Annotated in this window: 11 protein-coding genes and 1 pseudogene; 6 read left to right on the top strand and 6 right to left on the bottom strand. The window is 62.6% G+C overall.

The genetic code is table 11. The annotated features are described in order from the left end of the window. Nucleotides 1-226, top strand: a pseudogene (locus K7W42_RS17915) (hypothetical protein); the annotation flags it as partial. 178 nt (nucleotides 227-404) lie between these two features. On the opposite strand, the gene K7W42_RS17910 reads toward K7W42_RS17915, so the two are convergent. Next, a complete protein-coding gene (locus K7W42_RS17910; protein WP_224576332.1) occupies nucleotides 405-1,268 on the bottom strand; it encodes a hypothetical protein in 864 nt (287 codons plus the stop codon). Nucleotides 1,269-2,112: 844 nt separating this feature from the next. Further along, nucleotides 2,113-3,216, bottom strand: a complete 1,104-nt coding sequence (locus K7W42_RS17905; protein WP_224576329.1) for a glycine zipper domain-containing protein — start codon at nucleotides 3,214-3,216, stop codon at nucleotides 2,113-2,115. Nucleotides 3,217-3,350: 134 nt separating this feature from the next. Between K7W42_RS17905 and K7W42_RS17900 the strand changes: the two genes are divergently transcribed. Beyond that, nucleotides 3,351-4,304, top strand: coding sequence for an SRA domain-containing endonuclease (locus K7W42_RS17900; RefSeq protein ID WP_224576327.1), 954 nt, complete (start codon nucleotides 3,351-3,353; stop codon nucleotides 4,302-4,304). 608 nt (nucleotides 4,305-4,912) lie between these two features. On the opposite strand, the gene K7W42_RS17895 is transcribed toward K7W42_RS17900, so the two are convergent. The 3 genes from K7W42_RS17895 to K7W42_RS17885 all read right to left on the bottom strand — a co-directional run bounded on the left by K7W42_RS17895 (nucleotide 4,913) and on the right by K7W42_RS17885 (nucleotide 8,113). Beyond that, nucleotides 4,913-6,685, bottom strand: coding sequence for an IS1 family transposase (locus K7W42_RS17895; RefSeq protein WP_224576326.1), 1,773 nt, complete (start codon nucleotides 6,683-6,685; stop codon nucleotides 4,913-4,915). A gap of 339 nt (nucleotides 6,686-7,024) precedes the next feature. Then, on the bottom strand, nucleotides 7,025-7,621 hold the full coding sequence (locus K7W42_RS17890; protein ID WP_157459681.1) for a hypothetical protein: 597 nt from the start codon (nucleotides 7,619-7,621) through the stop codon (nucleotides 7,025-7,027). A gap of 60 nt (nucleotides 7,622-7,681) precedes the next feature. Next, the gene (locus K7W42_RS17885) at nucleotides 7,682-8,113 is read right to left on the bottom strand and encodes a hypothetical protein (RefSeq protein ID WP_224576325.1); all 432 of its coding nucleotides are present in this window, start codon (nucleotides 8,111-8,113) and stop codon (nucleotides 7,682-7,684) included. A 586-nt stretch (nucleotides 8,114-8,699) separates the two neighbouring features. Between K7W42_RS17885 and K7W42_RS17880 the strand changes: the two genes are divergently transcribed. Further along, on the top strand, nucleotides 8,700-9,020 hold the full coding sequence (locus K7W42_RS17880) for a hypothetical protein (RefSeq protein WP_224576324.1): 321 nt from the start codon (nucleotides 8,700-8,702) through the stop codon (nucleotides 9,018-9,020). Beyond that, a complete protein-coding gene (locus K7W42_RS17875) occupies nucleotides 9,020-9,475 on the top strand; it encodes a hypothetical protein (protein WP_224576323.1) in 456 nt (151 codons plus the stop codon). Before K7W42_RS17880 ends, K7W42_RS17875 begins: the two co-directional genes overlap by 1 nt. 591 nt (nucleotides 9,476-10,066) lie before the next feature. Here the strand turns inward: K7W42_RS17875 and K7W42_RS17870 are convergent. Beyond that, entirely contained in the window at nucleotides 10,067-11,071 is a 1,005-nt protein-coding gene (locus tag K7W42_RS17870; protein ID WP_224576322.1) for a hypothetical protein, read from the bottom strand. A 773-nt stretch (nucleotides 11,072-11,844) separates the two neighbouring features. Between K7W42_RS17870 and K7W42_RS17865 the strand changes: the two genes are divergently transcribed. Together K7W42_RS17865 and K7W42_RS17860 are read left to right on the top strand one after the other, a co-directional pair. Continuing rightward, nucleotides 11,845-12,717, top strand: a complete 873-nt coding sequence (locus tag K7W42_RS17865) for a hypothetical protein (protein WP_224576321.1) — start codon at nucleotides 11,845-11,847, stop codon at nucleotides 12,715-12,717. A gap of 1,029 nt (nucleotides 12,718-13,746) precedes the next feature. Next, nucleotides 13,747-14,508: a metallophosphoesterase gene (locus K7W42_RS17860; protein ID WP_224576320.1), complete on the top strand. Its 762-nt coding sequence runs from the start codon at nucleotides 13,747-13,749 to the stop codon at nucleotides 14,506-14,508. The last annotated feature ends 126 nt before the right edge of the window (nucleotides 14,509-14,634 follow it).

Below are 14,634 nucleotides of genomic sequence, written 5' to 3'. Positions count from 1 at the left end.
GCGTACAGGGGTGTCAGTTTCGTGTCGTGACCCCTTCAAGGCCGCGGGCGTCCCCTTCCGCGGCCACCACGCAGGCCGCAAGTATTCCGGCACCAAGCTGTACGGGCAGGTCAAGGACTTCGGACGCGTCGCCGCTCACCTGGGCCACGAAAGCGTCGACACCACCCGCCGCGGCTACGCCCAAGTCGCCGCTGACGACCTCAAGGATGTGATCGGCAACTGGTAAAGCCCGGGGCCGGTCACTCCACCGCCCCGCCCCTATACCCATTCTTCGTGAAGTCTGGCATCACTTGAGAGTAGGGGCGGAAACTCACCCTAAGACAGGTGATCAAAGTGAGGTTAGGCATATGAAAATAGACGCGCGGCCCGCCGGGAAAGCTCCAGCGGGCCGCCCTCCCCTCAGGTCACCGAGACAGGTGACGCCCCAGATCCAGCAGCGCTTCCAGGTCGGACAGGTGGGACCCGGTCGAGTGGACCCCCCGCCCATCCCGCCACGCCCACGTGCCGGTCCCGTCACCCTCGTCGTACACCACGCCCTGGCCCGCAATGGACAGCAGCGCCGCCGCGTCCAGCTTGTCCATCTCGTCCAGGCTGGCGTCCAGCATGACCGCCTGCGCGTCTTTCACCTGCGCTTCCAGGTCCTCGACCACCGCCGGGTCAAAGGTCATCATCGGGAACGTCACCGCGTAGGCCGTTTGCAGCGGGCTGTCCAGCTCCAGCGCCTTGCCGTCCAGCGTCATGAACATCGGCAGGGCCAGCGGCGCGACCATCCGCGCCAACACCCACGCGCCGGATTCCAGCTCCAGCAGCAGCACGTCAGACGGCTCGCGCAGCAGCACGGTCGCGCCCCCGTTGCGGTTGTGGGTGCTGACCACCTTCAGGTGCATGCCCAGCACGTCCCCTTCCCCGCGGAACGCGCCCTGCGCCATCGCGCGGGCCTTATCAAACTGCGCGCCCCGCACCTCGTTCCCCAGGGCCGCGTCCGTCCACACGGACTGCGTCAGAATCGTTCGGATGTCATCCAGGTTGTCCGCCCGGTCCGCATCCTGGGCGTCCTGGGCGGCCAACTGCGCCGCGTGCAGGGCGTCCAGCGCCTCATCGCGCGCCGCGCTCGTCAGCCGCACCGTCTGAAGGCGTTCCGCGCCAAACCGCTGGGCGGTCAGCGCCTGACCGAGCGCCGGGTTGGCGGCGGTCACGACCTCAGTCAGCAGGTCGTACTGTGTGGTGGGCAACAGCGGGTACAGCTTTTCCTGGAATTCGTGCGTCATGTTTCCCCTTCCCCGCGGGCCGGAACTGTGCCCGCCGGTTGACCAGCTCAGTGACCTGCTCGGCGGCAGAATGCAGGCACGCCATCATTCTGCCAGACACCCCCCCTGTTACGTGCGGAACAGAATGACCCGGGGGGTCACAAGTTCCCTTCCCGCTCCAGCAGCGCCTGCGCCCTCATGGGTGGGAAGTCTAGCGCTTAGATGTCTTCCAGATCCTCAAGCATCAGGCTCGCCCCGCCCGCCGCGGACTAGAAGACCAGATCCCCATCCGGGTGGGTGACGCGCCCCAGCGCCCACACGCCATCCTTGGAGCGCGTCAGGAACGTGACCCGGTTCAGGTCCTCCTCCCAGACGTTGGTCAGGTCCACCGGGCGCAGGTGGGCCGTCAGGGCGTCACCCGGCGCGGGGCGGGCCGCCAGGGCGTGGGGAGCCGCGTCATCTCAGCGCTGTGCTCAGCCTTCTAGACGCGGTCACTGCGCCGCCCAGCACCCACGCAGCGCGTGGCAGCACCCACACACAGATTGGGTGCTGCCACGCGCTGCGCCACTCAGGGGCTGGCCTAATCGATGGTCCCGTCTGGATGTGCTCGCCGCGGGCCGTTAGGCCCACGCCTCATGGCCTCGTTGACCGCCTCTAGAAGATCACTCTGCCGTGCGAAGCTGCTCCCTACAAGTGCCCCCGTGACGGCCCCAGGCACACCGGCAAGCTTGAGCCCGATCAGGCCGCCCGCGACTGCCCCTTTGACCTGTTTACGCACCCAAGCATTCTTTTTCTTCCCCGTTTCAGCCTCGCTCATATCGTGCTCCTTTCCCCATGACGGTGGGGGCCGCTCAATGGAGGAAATTCAGCTGAAGATTGATTTGACTTCCTTGATGCCGCGGCGCGCCCCCGCGTTGGCCAGCATGCCGCCCAGGAAGCCTCCCACCAGGGTCCCCACGCCAGGGAAGATCATGGTGCCCAGCGCTGCACCGGCAGACGCGCCCCCCCAACCCGCTCCGGCACCGACCGCGTGTTCCATGCTGCGACCCATCACCTGCGTGCCAGACAGTTCCCCACGGGTTAGAGCCACCAAGTCCTTACCCACCTCAAAGCCAGCCGCCACGATGGCTCCAGGTGCCCCGCTGCGGCTCACGGCCTGCAGGCCCACCTTGGCCGCGCCGTTGGCCACGACGGTGGTCGCCGCTGAGGTCAGCGCACCTGTGCCAGCGGCGACCGCCGTCTCCTTGGCCATGGCGGCAGCGGCCTGCCCCACGGTCTTCTCGCCGTTGATCACAGCGCCGATGTTGCTGACGGCTGAGACGGCCCCGCCGACCACGGCTGCGTTCTTGGCCCCCGCGGCTGCAGCGCTCCCGGCCTCGCTGCGGAGCATGGACTTCCCCAGGTCCTTGCTCTGCAGCTCGTCGTACGTCACGGCGCGGCTGGACACCCCGTCATGCTCCAGCTTGGCGGTGGCCGCTTTGCTGGTGTCCGCATAGTTCCTTTCCCCCAGGCCGTCCACACCCCGCTTGGCCGCCAACTCGCTCACACCTTGCGCCTGGTCCTTGGGGACGATCTTCTTCATGCCGTCGTACTTCGTGTCGGAAACGGCCTTGGTCGTCCGGGCCACGGTCTTACAGTTCTTGACCTGCGCCCGGGCAACCGTCTTGCCCCCAACCTTCAGGTCAATGTCTGAAAGGCCGTTCCCCCTGGGCATTTCTGCCCGCACCACTTTCCCCTTGCGAATGGCGTCCGCGTTGAAGGTGGTCTTGTGATGCACCTCAGCGCGAAAACCGGCCTGCTGCGGATTGGCCTGCGCGGTGGCGTTCACCTTGGCCAACTCCTCCAGTCCTTTCAGTACCTCGGCAGTCGCCTGCGCCTCAAGAACCGTGACCCCGATCAACGCCCCATCGCGGCCACGGTCTTCCCGGGAGTCATCTTCAAAGAGTAGGCCGAAATGTGAGCTCGTCATATCGCTGACTATGGAGGCCATTTGGACGGAGTTGCAGCCCCCCGGCAGGTGCATAGTGGCGTACCAAATGAGCTAAAATACTTACATAAAAAATTTAGGGCTGATTTTTGAACTAAATTTGTTACCTTATCTGCATGACGCTAACTCAGGTCCTTACGTTCAACCTCATCCCCGGTCAGGAGATCGTCCGCAAGGAACTGCACGACCGCTTCGGCGGCCGGCGCCAGGGCGGCATTGGGCCGTCCATCAAGATCCCAGCCGTGTTCATCTTCACCGACCCCGCCACCGGCGCGCAGCACGGCTACTACGACGGCTGGGGGACCGACGGGCACTACCACTACGTGGGCGAAGGGCAGCGCGGGGACCAGAACCTCATGCAGGGCAACGGCGCCATTGCCCGGTCCGTACAGGACGACCGGCAACTGCTGTTGTTCAGCGGGGTGTCCGGGACCGTGAAGTTCATCGGCGAGTTCACCTTGGCCACCGAACACCCGTACTACTGGACAGACGCCCCAGAAACAGGCGGCGGCCCCCTGCGCAGCGTCGTGGTCTTCCGCCTCAAGCCCACGGACCCCGTGAGCGCACAGGCGGCCCTCCCCTTCCAGACGACCTTCATCCCCACCGCCTTCCCAGCAGCTGACACCGCCCAGCCGAGCGCGCAGGCCGTGAAGGAAATCAGCCTGGAAGTGCAGACGACGGAAAAAACCGTGCTGCAGCCGCAGTCTGAGGAACTCGAGATGGAGCGCCGGGAGCACAAGCTGGTGCTGGAATACGGGCGCTACCTGCGGGCCAAAGGGCACAAAGTGACGCGGCATCAGATCCTTCCTGACGGCGAGGCCAAGCCCCTCTTCACGGACGCCTGTGACGTGGACGACGACGTCCTGATCGAGGCCAAGGGGACGGTCACGCGGGAAGCAATCCGCATGGCCCTCGGACAGCTCATGGACTACCAGCGGTACGTGCGCGCCCACCACCTTGCGGTCCTGCTGCCGTCAAAGCCCCGTCCCGACCTGCTGGCCCTGATCAAAAGCCAGGGCGTCCAAACCATCTGGCTCACCGACGACGGCTTCCACACCGAGATGCCGTAAGAACCCGCCGCATATCCTTGACCCCCCCCGCATACCGCGCTATCTTAGAGAAATCAAAGGCGGCCTCAGGGTCGCCTTTTTCCTGTTCTGCGATTGACCTTTAGATGCCCTGGGTGCACCCATGCAGCGCGTGGGTGCACCCACACCCCATCCAGGCACCCGTGGACCTGGACCGCCCCATAGGGCAGCGGCGTCACCGCCGTCGCCTGGACTGCCTTATGGCACGAGCGCGGCGTAGCAGGTGCTGCGCCGTCACCCGGACCCACAGGAGCGCCTGGGCCAGGTGCCCCGGCGTGAACTCGTCCGCCCCGTCCAAACAGTGAGGAGGCAGCTCCCGGAGGGGCGTTGGCACGCCGAGTCCTTCTAGCATCACAGCCAGCAGGTCAATCGCCTGTACGAGGCGGGCAAGGGTGACCTTGGAGAGGGCGCGGACCGCGACCGGCAACCAGTTCCGACATGACCGCTCCATGCCGGGAGCGTGGAAACCAGGGCGGGGGGACAGGGGGGCTGAGCGATGATCGTTCATGGCGGGGGCAGATGAATCCCCGACGCGGGCATCGCTGAGCGGCCTGAAGTGGTTACTGGGGTCGCGTGGTACTACTCGGCCTTCATGCCCTCAGCGAACTCACGTGAAGCCCAGGAGCCAGCACCCCGCGGGGTGTCAGTCCGTTCCCCGCGGGGGACGAACCCGCTGAACAGGGAACCCGCCGGGTCGAGGGTTCAAGGTCATGACGCGTTGTACTGATGAAGAGCCAGATCACGGTCTCCAGATGTGATTGGCGTCGGCTGAAGGACAGCGAACGACGGACGAGATGAGCCAGACGGGCGCGCAAGGTCGCATTGAAGCGCTCTCTATGCTGTGTCCCACCAATGCAGTGCTGTCCCCCAAACACCACGCTCTTGTAGGCCGCCAGGCGATCGGTGTGACAGACCGCGCCCAGATCCGCCTTGCCAATCGCACTGGCCACTTCCCCCAGGGCGCCGCCCAGGTCGAGCTTGCCCAGTTCTGCCTTAAACCACGTCCAGGCCTTCGGAATCGCGTTCGTCTCCTTCAGGGCTTTGAGGACGTCTTTTAAGGGTCCTGGGACCCAGCCGGCCAGCGTCTCCAGGATGGAGTTGGGATCCCCCGCCATCGTCTTGCCCGTGACCAGGTCCTTCCCGAACGCCAGGCACAGTTCCCGGTAGCCCGGCAAGGCCGTCAGAGCACCAGCAATCACCGCTTTGCCTTTGTCCGCGATCGCCTGCGCGCCGTCTTTGACCTTGTCGGCCGCCCAGCTGAAGGGATTGCCCCAGCGCTGCACCGTCTGCGGTTGCAGGTCGTAGAGCGGCTTTAGGGCGAACCGCTGAACCGTGCCGTCCTGGGCACGTTGCAGCGCCGCCTGCTTATTGTAGACGCCTGGCGCGTGGGGGCTCGGCGGCATCAGGGTTTTCGGGCTGGGCATGACCTGGGCCAGCTTGCTGCCCATAGAGCGAGCCTCGCTTTCCAGACCAGCATCCGGGTCAATGCCTTTGCCGACCCGGCCCTGGGACTGCTGCACTGTGTGGGTCACTTCGTGCGCCAGGAGTTCTAACCCACTTTGGGTATTCGGGCTGAACTTCCCACTCTGGAAGAAGATGTCCGTGCCCGTTGTAAAGGCCATCGCGTTCACACCTTTGGCCATGAGGTCAGCCTCAGCGTCGTCATGAATACGGACCTTGCTCAGGTCATGGTTGAGCCCCTGTTCCAGGTGACGCTGTACGGTCTCCGGGAGCGGGTTGCCACTGCCACGTCTCGCTTGAATCCGTTGCAGGACGGGCTGAGTGGCCTCAGCGTCCAAGTCGGCCAACTGGCGCTGAAGGGCGACCGCCTGGACCGCTTGAGCGTCCTGGGCTGCTTGGATTTCATGACGTTGGACAGCTAGATCCACGGCACGTTGCAGCGCTGGGCGCTCACTGCCAGGCACCATGCCCATGACCACCCGGGATACGGGGGCACTGATGGCGTGCCGCTGCAGACTGGCCAGATGTTCGCCATAGGTCTCGTACCGCGCTGCCGCTGGGCCTGAATCTGTCTTGAACCCTTGTGCCAACGTTTGCGCCACCTGCCGCTGGAGGCTGGTGAACTGCGCGTACTGCCGCGTGTCGAGGGCCTTGCCGTCTACTTCTTCGGCGCGCGCGCGCATCACCGTCACCCAGTCGCTGGGGGTCTGTGGCTTTGCGGGGACTGGCGCGGCCGTCTGCACCTGACGTTGAAGGGCCGCTTCAAGGGCGCCTGCGGGCAAGGTGAGCCCAACCGGCTCCGACTGCACCGCCTGGCGCTGGACCTGAACACGCGCCGTCTCCTGCCGCTCTAAACTCGCCGCCCGCAATGGGGCCTGCACGGCTTGTCTCTGCGCCGTCACTGGACGCAAGGTATGACGCTGAACAGCCTGTTGGGCTTGAGCCCGCTGCAGCTCAGTGTCATTGATGTGCGGCTGACGAGGGGACGCGACCGACCGTTGGGCCGTGTCGTGGGTGGATGGACAGCGCTGCACCAATGTCATGGCTGACCTCCCGAGCAGTCATCAGTCTACTGGGTCGCCCTCTAGAGTCCTATCTCTCCGGCGCGGTATTCAGCCAGCTGCTTTGCCATCGCCAGCTCAAGTGTTTGCCGACCACAGTGATCAACAGAGGAGGGAAAGAGTGTTTCCCCCCTGTTGAATAGCTAAATCACAGCCGAACGCAGCGTCGAGATGGCCAGGCTACAACTCACGCTCCACGGCTCTGATCTCCTCCACACTGACATGGACCACGGCGGTGTCAGATCCCTTGATGACCTTGCGACCTGGCGCTGGCTCCTTCTTGGTCGCGAGCACGTAAAAAAGCACCTGGGTGGGCTTCTCTGTAGCCTCCAAACTTTCAAAGTGGTTCAGGACGTTGTACATGGTGCGCAGTGTCAGCTCACTGCGCCCTATGACCACAACAGTCTCGTCTCCCCTTTTTAGCGCCGCCATATTCTGAAGACCCGCAGCGTAACCGCTATAGGGTTCGGGATCGGTGTATCCCTGCGTCTGCAGTTGGTGCAGCGCATATCGGTACACCAGGCTGGCCTTCAGGGTGGTGAGTGCAGGCAGGTAGTTGTACCGCTTGGTGTAGCCGAACTCGTAGAGACCACGGCCAGTCAGCACTATGACCCGCGAATTGAGCACCTGTCTCCGCGTCACCATCTCCCGTTTTGTGGCCAGCCTCAGAGCATCTGCGCCGTACGCCTCATGGCACGCCCCAACGGTCTTCGGTCCCCACAGCCACAGGTCGTCTACCAACGCTTCAAGAGAGGCCAGAAGGGCCGGCGTAATCATCGGCCTGACAGTAGCTCATCCTCAGAGCATGTTCACTTCACGCCTCTCTGAAAAAGCCTCTCAGCAAGCAGGGCGTGCAGGAACATCTGCACTCAGCAAAGCTTCCACCTCCGTGCTGCGCCGGGTGAGGCTGTCATAAGCCATTCGCCTCGCCCCCTGTTGAATCTGGTGTAGGGCCGCGTCGTCGGCCTTGGGGTTGAGCAACTGGTAGAGCCCCATCAGAAGCGTCACGCTGGTATTGGCGTCAATCGCCGCCCGAGTCTGGAGCTTGGCCAAGCGCTCGAAGTGACGGCCGACCGCCACCTCAACCATCGCCTCAAGCTTGGGGATTAGGAACGTGGTGGCCAACTCACTGTCCTGACCACTGAGCGCCTGCCCCAGCAACTCCTCAACCAATGCCGATTCTGACAGGCCAGTCTGCTCGCCAAGCTTGACCAAGTTCAACTTGACATCCGACCCCACGCGGGCCTGCACTTGCACATTCGCCATCATGTGCTCCTCGTCGTATACGACATTTTGGTTCGTATACAAACTTTCATTGATCCAGACAATGAAAAACCCCGATTGTATACGCCCTTATCCTGCCCTAACTCCTCTGCTGCTCTTCCAAGGGGTGTCAGAGCAGCAGATTGAGGGGTTCAACTCGTGTCGGCATCGAACCCGCCCAATGAGCCGTTCAAGGGTAGCTTGTGCGAGTCGCTTCTGCTGTTCGTCATGCAGCGGAAGCCGCGCAACGATTGGTGGTCATGCGCCCGGTTGAACGCTGATGCTTTGAGACTCATACCCGCTGCCCACCGATGATCCGATAACCAACCTGAGACTTGACCCAGCTGCGCGACCTGGTCCTGTTGCTGGACAAGCTGAGAAGGTGGGCAGCCACTTGGGTGTTGCCGCCACGGTTGGCCCAGGTGCAAGCACGATCAAACAAGTGAGGGATAGAGCGCCTAGACGCGAAAAGAAGCATCACCGACCTCTGCTCTTCTTAGGCGGAGCGACGAAAAAAGCTCCACTGGTCAGGTCCTGACCTCAGAGGGTTCAGTCGTGAGCCAGGGTTGGTGAAGCTTCCGGTTGATGCGGCGTGGTGTTCCGCCTGCCATTTGCGGAAGCATTTGGTCTTCAAACGATGTGGCGAGATGACACGCCCTATGCTCTGAACGTGCTCCTTTTCGGCAAGGTACTGCTGACGCTGCTGATCCTGATGGCCGGGCTGATCACGCTGTACATGATGGCCTCTGCCTTTTCGGTGCCGCGATCTGTGTTGGTCGTTCTTCAGGTGACCGTGGGGGTCTTCTCTGTCCTGTCCGCTGGTCTGGTCTGGAAGCTGAGTGCGGGCAGGAGCCAGGACGCACTCTTGGTGGTCGCCAGTCTCATCTTGCTGAACCAGGGTGGAGGTCTGTGATGGACGAAATCCTGCACGCCTTTCAACCGGACCGAAAGTTCCAGGTGTGGTGGTACCGGGTCAGTCATGGTCAGTTGCTGCTCCGCAGTGGCCGGTGGATCAAAGGCACAGACAACCATGAGCGTACGGATGTCTGGTTCACGTCGGTCGGGGCCATGGTGTTGCTGGACACCAACTTCCGGGGAGGCCTGACTATCACGAGAATTCATGACGCAGAAGGAGCGGCGCAGCAAGCGGGCGTGAACCCAAAGCTCCTGAGACATCTTCATCTCTTTGCTCTGGACGCTGCTGAGGGACGTTCCCTGGTGGTCGCGGGTAGGGTGTACGTCGCTGAGGATGTTGGACCCCTCTTTGGACGAACATCTTGGGAACTTCAGGCCGAGGAGCGGTGGGCACAACAGATCAAGGACCAAACTGAACTCGACCTGCCAGAGAGCACAGAAGCAGAGGGCTGACGCCCAGGCCGCTTACCTGCTGTCCTGAAGGCCGCATGATGGGGTGACGTTCATGCTGTACACGTTCTCGACCGAGGAATGGCTGGCCTTGCCAGCACGTTCCACCATTGATGGCCTTCCGGTGCACCAGGATTCACTGGAGCATTTCCTTCGTTTCACTGTGGCCTTCGGTGCCCATGAGACCCGGACCACGCACGCGTTTCTTCGTGTTCCAACGTATTGCAAAGGCAGAAGAAATGCGCAGGCTCTGTGCCCGTGCTGGTGCGGTGGCCAGCAGGGAAGCCGGCGGATCCAGGGCGACGCATGAATGGTGAGACTTCTCCACAACGGGTGTACTTCAATCACCGGTTCCACTGCTTTGACTGCGGCCTGACCTTTCCAGCCTTCGCGATCTCCAGGGATGACTACTGGCTCGACGGTCTTGAGCCGCCAATCATCCGGTACAGGTTTGAGGCGGTGGGGTGTCCAGAGTGTGGCGGCCCTTGTCGGTCCCCAGGACTCGTAGAGGTCTTTGACCCGACAGGCCACAGCCCGTTATCACTCTGAATCGATGTGTTGAATGCCTTTGGGATCACCTGGACGACTGACAACTCAGGCCAAGTATCGGCGGCGGTCATGCCAGCCGCTGGCCGCCAGCCAGCCGCAGCCCTGATCACCCAGCTCATGCAGGAGCAGGGCCCCAGGTGAACGCACAGGGACTTCCCGCATGGCCACCAAGACGCGCTGCATGGCGTTCTGCAGGCCGAAGAACGCAGGAATGCCCCGGAACTCGGCTTCAACGGCGCACCAGAGCAGGCGGTAATAGGCCCTGGCGCTGTGGCGGTCACGGAAGAGCAGGGCAAGGCGCTGGCCCGCCTGCTCGATCAGATCCCGGCGCCGCTGGGGGTGCTCGCTGAGAATCGCGCCCAGGGCCCAGACGACCTCGGCCGGCTCGGTCGCGGAAGTGAGGGAATCAGAAGTAGCCAGAGACTCTGAGCTATTTCTAGGTAACGACCACTGAAGTAAGGGGTTGCCTCTGAAATTTCCCCCTTGTGGGGAAACTGATTCCCTCACTTCTGAAAGGGAGGCTTCCTGGGCCTTCAGGGCCTGCTCTTCCTGGTGCTGAACTTTCAGGGCGTAGCCGGTGCGGCCCCGCCTGCGGTCGGCTGCCAGGTCACGGGGGGCCTCAAGGGGCAGTTCCTCCTGCATCACCCGGGCACGGAGGCCTGGGGCCACCGCTTTGAGCAGGACGGTCAGCCACACCCCAATGCAGGTACTGCGGGTGACGACTTCACCGGTGGTCTTGTCCAGGAACTCTGCAGGTTGATAGACACGGCGGGTGCTGATCAGGCCGCAGGACCGCAGGTCATCCACGGCACGCTCGCAGGTGGCCGTGCCCAGCTTCGTGGGGACGGGCAGAACGTCCAGCACCGTGAAAAAGGTGTATGAGGTCAGGTGGGCGAGCTGCCCACGCTGCTGAATCAGTTCGAATGTCGCTTCGACGGCGGCCCGGTACACCGCACGGGCCCGCGCACGGGCCCGCGGCCGGATAGCGCTCACAATCGTCTCTTCGGCGGCCACCATGACCCGCTCAACGTTGGCTTGCCGTTTAACCAAGGCCTCTTTCTCCTGAGCAGCCTGGGAAGGGGCCTTGGGGAGTGATTGAGCTACCTTGACCCGCACGCTTGGTTGAGGGGGCGTCTGGGGGCGAACAGTGGTCTCAGTGGGCGCCTGAAAGAGCGCAGGCTGGGTGTTGAACCTGAGCGCTGCTCGGAACGCCTGTGCGTCCTCGGCCTGACGTAGGCGCTCAGCTCGGTCTGCAGTGCGTCTGGATTCGAGGCGGGCTTGGGCTTCGTACAGGGCCGCCAGTTGGGCGGGCGGCGGTGGGCTTGGTGGACTACCAAGCGAAAAGGGGCGCGTGTGCGCCCCCCCTGGACCGTCATTCATGGGTCTCTCCCTTGCAAACTTGCAACAGGGGGGCTTCCCAGTTAGAATGGCGGCATAGTCGTTTTTCCGCTTCTCCTAACTGAGCTTTACCAGAAATCCTCGCCGGCAAGCGGGGATTTTCGGTTTTGGTGGTGGGTCTACGTGGGGTGGATTGTCAGTTCGCCTCCGATAGACTGAAGCATAGCACCCTTGTGAAGTGATGTAATCAGGTTTTGCAGCCGGGAGGGCGCAATGGCGCCAAAAATGCCGGAAAGCATGCACGACTTTCAAAAGGCATTTTCGTTTTCTCCCTCACGGAGTCGGTAGGATTCACGTTCCAGCCGTTGCCACTGCGCACAGTGGCCGTCAAGGTTGGTCCGCCGCTTCTCTATGGCCTCTCCGGTCAGTAACCGTCCTCTTGATCAAGCGGATGAACGCGCCTCTGTACGTGCCAGGATGACACCATGACCCGGCCAAAAGGGCCCGCCCACACCCCCCCGGCGCCAGTCCGCATCTGGGCCTTGCTGGCCAGCGAAGCCAGCACCGCCGTCATCTTCCGGCGTGGCCCCAGCCGCTGGACTCGGCTGTACCAGTGGAACACACGCACGGACGAGATCACCCCAGGCTCCTGGTTCCACGGCCGGCTGTACGAATGGATGAGTGATCTGTCCCCGGATGGCCAGCATCTGCTGTACGTCGCCCACAATGAAGCCCGGCGTAGGGTGCAGGCTGCCGCAGAGCAATTCGATGGGGAACGCATGTGGTCGTGGACCGCGTTATGCCGCCCGCCCTGGGTCAAGGCGTTGGGCCTCTGGAATGCCTCTGATTACTGGAGCGGCGGTGGTGTATTCACGGACAACCATGTTCTGACCATCAACCATTCAGCCAAGGCGCTCAAGGCACTGATTGAGGCCAAAGGCTTTGTGGTCGAGGGTGTGGCATGCGACCGGCAACGGGTGGACACGTTCGTGATCGCCCTGCAGCGCACCGACTGGCGGGTCACAGCCTGGCCAGAGCGGTGGAGATGCATGGGTGAGGCTCATCCCATCGTGTTCAGGAAGAAGGCATTGGAGTTGCGGTTCATCAGTTCACCCCGGCACACCCGGTATGTCAGGTACATCTGGCATGGTCCAGAGGCGGTGCCACTGTTAGAAGGCGCCTCCTGGGCCGATCTCGATCAGCAGGGCCGGTTGGTGCTGGCCCGTGAAGGGCGTCTGTACGCCAGACGAGGCAGCGAGATGAATGAGCTGATCAATCTGAATCTGCATCAGCCGCTCCGCTCTCCAAGCGTGCTGCTGGATGCGAAGCAGTCAAGTCCCCAGACAGACCCTCTCTGACGGCCCATTAGTGGGCCGTCAGAGAGGGTTTATCAGCTGTGTTAAGACCGCCCCCTCCAGGCTGACAACGAACCTGGGCCCTCAAGGGCACATGTCGGCTGTCTCGCCATAGGTCGGTGTCACACCTCGGGTGTATCTCCGTGGGCCCCCGCAGCTGCGTCTCCCTCGACATCTCGGTCATGGAAGAATTCGTCTACCTATGCGGCGTCCTCTCCTGCTGTTTGCGTTGTTGAGCCTCTCCGTCATGACGGCCCGCACAGCACCTTGCTCTGAGGGCCGCTGCCCCGGGCGCACACACCACCACATCGCGCTAAAGCTTCAGGTCCCTCAACATCTACCCCTTGTACGCCCGAACGACACGCCCGCCGTCGCCATCCATGCCATCGGCCCAGGCCAGACCATCACCAGTTTGGATGGCATCCAAATTACGGCACCCAATGAATGGCTTGATCCGCCAACCATCCTGCACACCCTCACGGTAGAGCGCCTCGCGCCATTCAAAGTTCCGAACATAATCCCTGGGTCGTCAGATCGATTAATTCCCTTTTACCGTATCCGCAGTACAGCACCGCTTGCGGCCTGGACCGCCATGCGTCGGTCGTTTCTCGTCCATCTCCCGGTGCCCCCGTCCTCCCTGGACCGAAGACCGGTGTTGTACAGCCTGGGCATGTCTCTCGCCGCTGGTCAGGCCGGATTTTCGAATGACATGCACTGGGAGCAAGACGAAATCGGCATGCCAGGCCAGACCTGTTTCAAGTTTGAACGCGACTCTCTGGGTTGGGATAACTCGACCGCTGAGATCTTCACCGTGTACGCTTTCATATGGCCTCCAGGCCCAGTTGAACAATTCAGGGGCTGGGTTGAGGAGTGTGCGCCACCAGCGAGGCCCCCGATGCCCGCAGGTGTTTCATCTGGCAATAACGGTCAGGCAGGCCTGCGCAAGCTGTCTCTGACAAACCAAAGTTGACGGCTCAATCGGCAGAAGAGGTCACCTTGCCAAAGACAGCGCCCCTTCCTGGTGGTCACCTGATGGTGCCGGACCTTCACGGGCATCTGCCCCGACTTCAGACTGTGCTGAACACCGCACGAGAAATTCCAGGGGTCTCGCTGGTGTTCCTGGGGGATCTGATTGACGATGCGCCGCATCGCCGCTTAGCCCGCCGCGATGACCGTTCAGCCGGTGCCCCAGACGACTCGAGGGAGGTACTCCGGCAGGTCCGGGCCCTTCATGCGGCTGGGCAAGCCACGGTCCTCCTGGGCAACCATGAGGTGATGGCCATTGGGGCGGTGCTTGACGGACACGAAGGGTTCCTGAACATCTGGTGGCGACACGGAGGCCGGGAAGCAGCGGCGGGCTACGGCTGGCGCCTCCGAGACACGGCAGGACCTCTGCCAGATGACCTCCGCTGGCTGCGGGAACATGGCCGGCTGTGGTGCAGTGTCGGTCCGCCTGGGCAGCAGGTTCTGGCGGCGCATGCCACGCGGCCTAATCCCCTGCGCATTGAACGCGGATTGGAGAGGGCCGAGTTCTTAACGCCGAATGCACAGGAGGATCCAGTGGTCTGGTTCCCTTTGGGGCTGGAAGACGGGTGTGAGGTGCAGTGGCCACTTCCTGAAGGGCATCAGGCCAGCGTGCATGGGCACATGGAGTGGAGGCAGCTCAGGACGCTTCAGGGGCCCGATCACAAACCTGCGTATCAGCTGGACCTGGAACCGGCCATCAGGAAGCTGGGCATGCTCCACGTGAATGTGGATGGGAAGCTGACGACGTTGCTGAGGTCGGTCTTGTGAGAGGCGAACAGCCGTTCAACCTGGCTGGGAAATAGGCTGCAGACAGTCATGAGGATGCAGCTGCAAGCAACGCGAGATCATCAAAAACCTCATTGAAATATTTCTTGAAAGAAAACTTTCATAAGA

Origin of the sequence: Deinococcus betulae, assembly GCF_020166395.1 — a bacterium.
GTDB classification, from domain to species: Bacteria; Deinococcota; Deinococci; order Deinococcales; family Deinococcaceae; genus Deinococcus; species Deinococcus betulae.
This window is presented reverse-complemented; position numbering and strand designations above follow the sequence as displayed.

Excerpts from the sequence above, each read along its gene's own strand:
- K7W42_RS17875 (WP_224576323.1), top strand. The coding sequence starts at position 9,020 with ATGGACGAAATCCTGCACGCCTTTCAACCGGACCGAAAGTTCCAGGTG.
- K7W42_RS17860 (WP_224576320.1), top strand. The coding sequence starts at position 13,747 with ATGGTGCCGGACCTTCACGGGCATCTGCCCCGACTTCAGACTGTGCTG.
- K7W42_RS17910 (WP_224576332.1), bottom strand. The coding sequence starts at position 1,268 with ATGACGCACGAATTCCAGGAAAAGCTGTACCCGCTGTTGCCCACCACA.
- K7W42_RS17885 (WP_224576325.1), bottom strand. The coding sequence starts at position 8,113 with ATGATGGCGAATGTGCAAGTGCAGGCCCGCGTGGGGTCGGATGTCAAG.
- K7W42_RS17905 (WP_224576329.1), bottom strand. The coding sequence starts at position 3,216 with ATGACGAGCTCACATTTCGGCCTACTCTTTGAAGATGACTCCCGGGAA.
- K7W42_RS17900 (WP_224576327.1), top strand. The coding sequence starts at position 3,351 with ATGACGCTAACTCAGGTCCTTACGTTCAACCTCATCCCCGGTCAGGAG.
- K7W42_RS17890 (WP_157459681.1), bottom strand. The coding sequence starts at position 7,621 with ATGATTACGCCGGCCCTTCTGGCCTCTCTTGAAGCGTTGGTAGACGAC.
- K7W42_RS17865 (WP_224576321.1), top strand. The coding sequence starts at position 11,845 with ATGACCCGGCCAAAAGGGCCCGCCCACACCCCCCCGGCGCCAGTCCGC.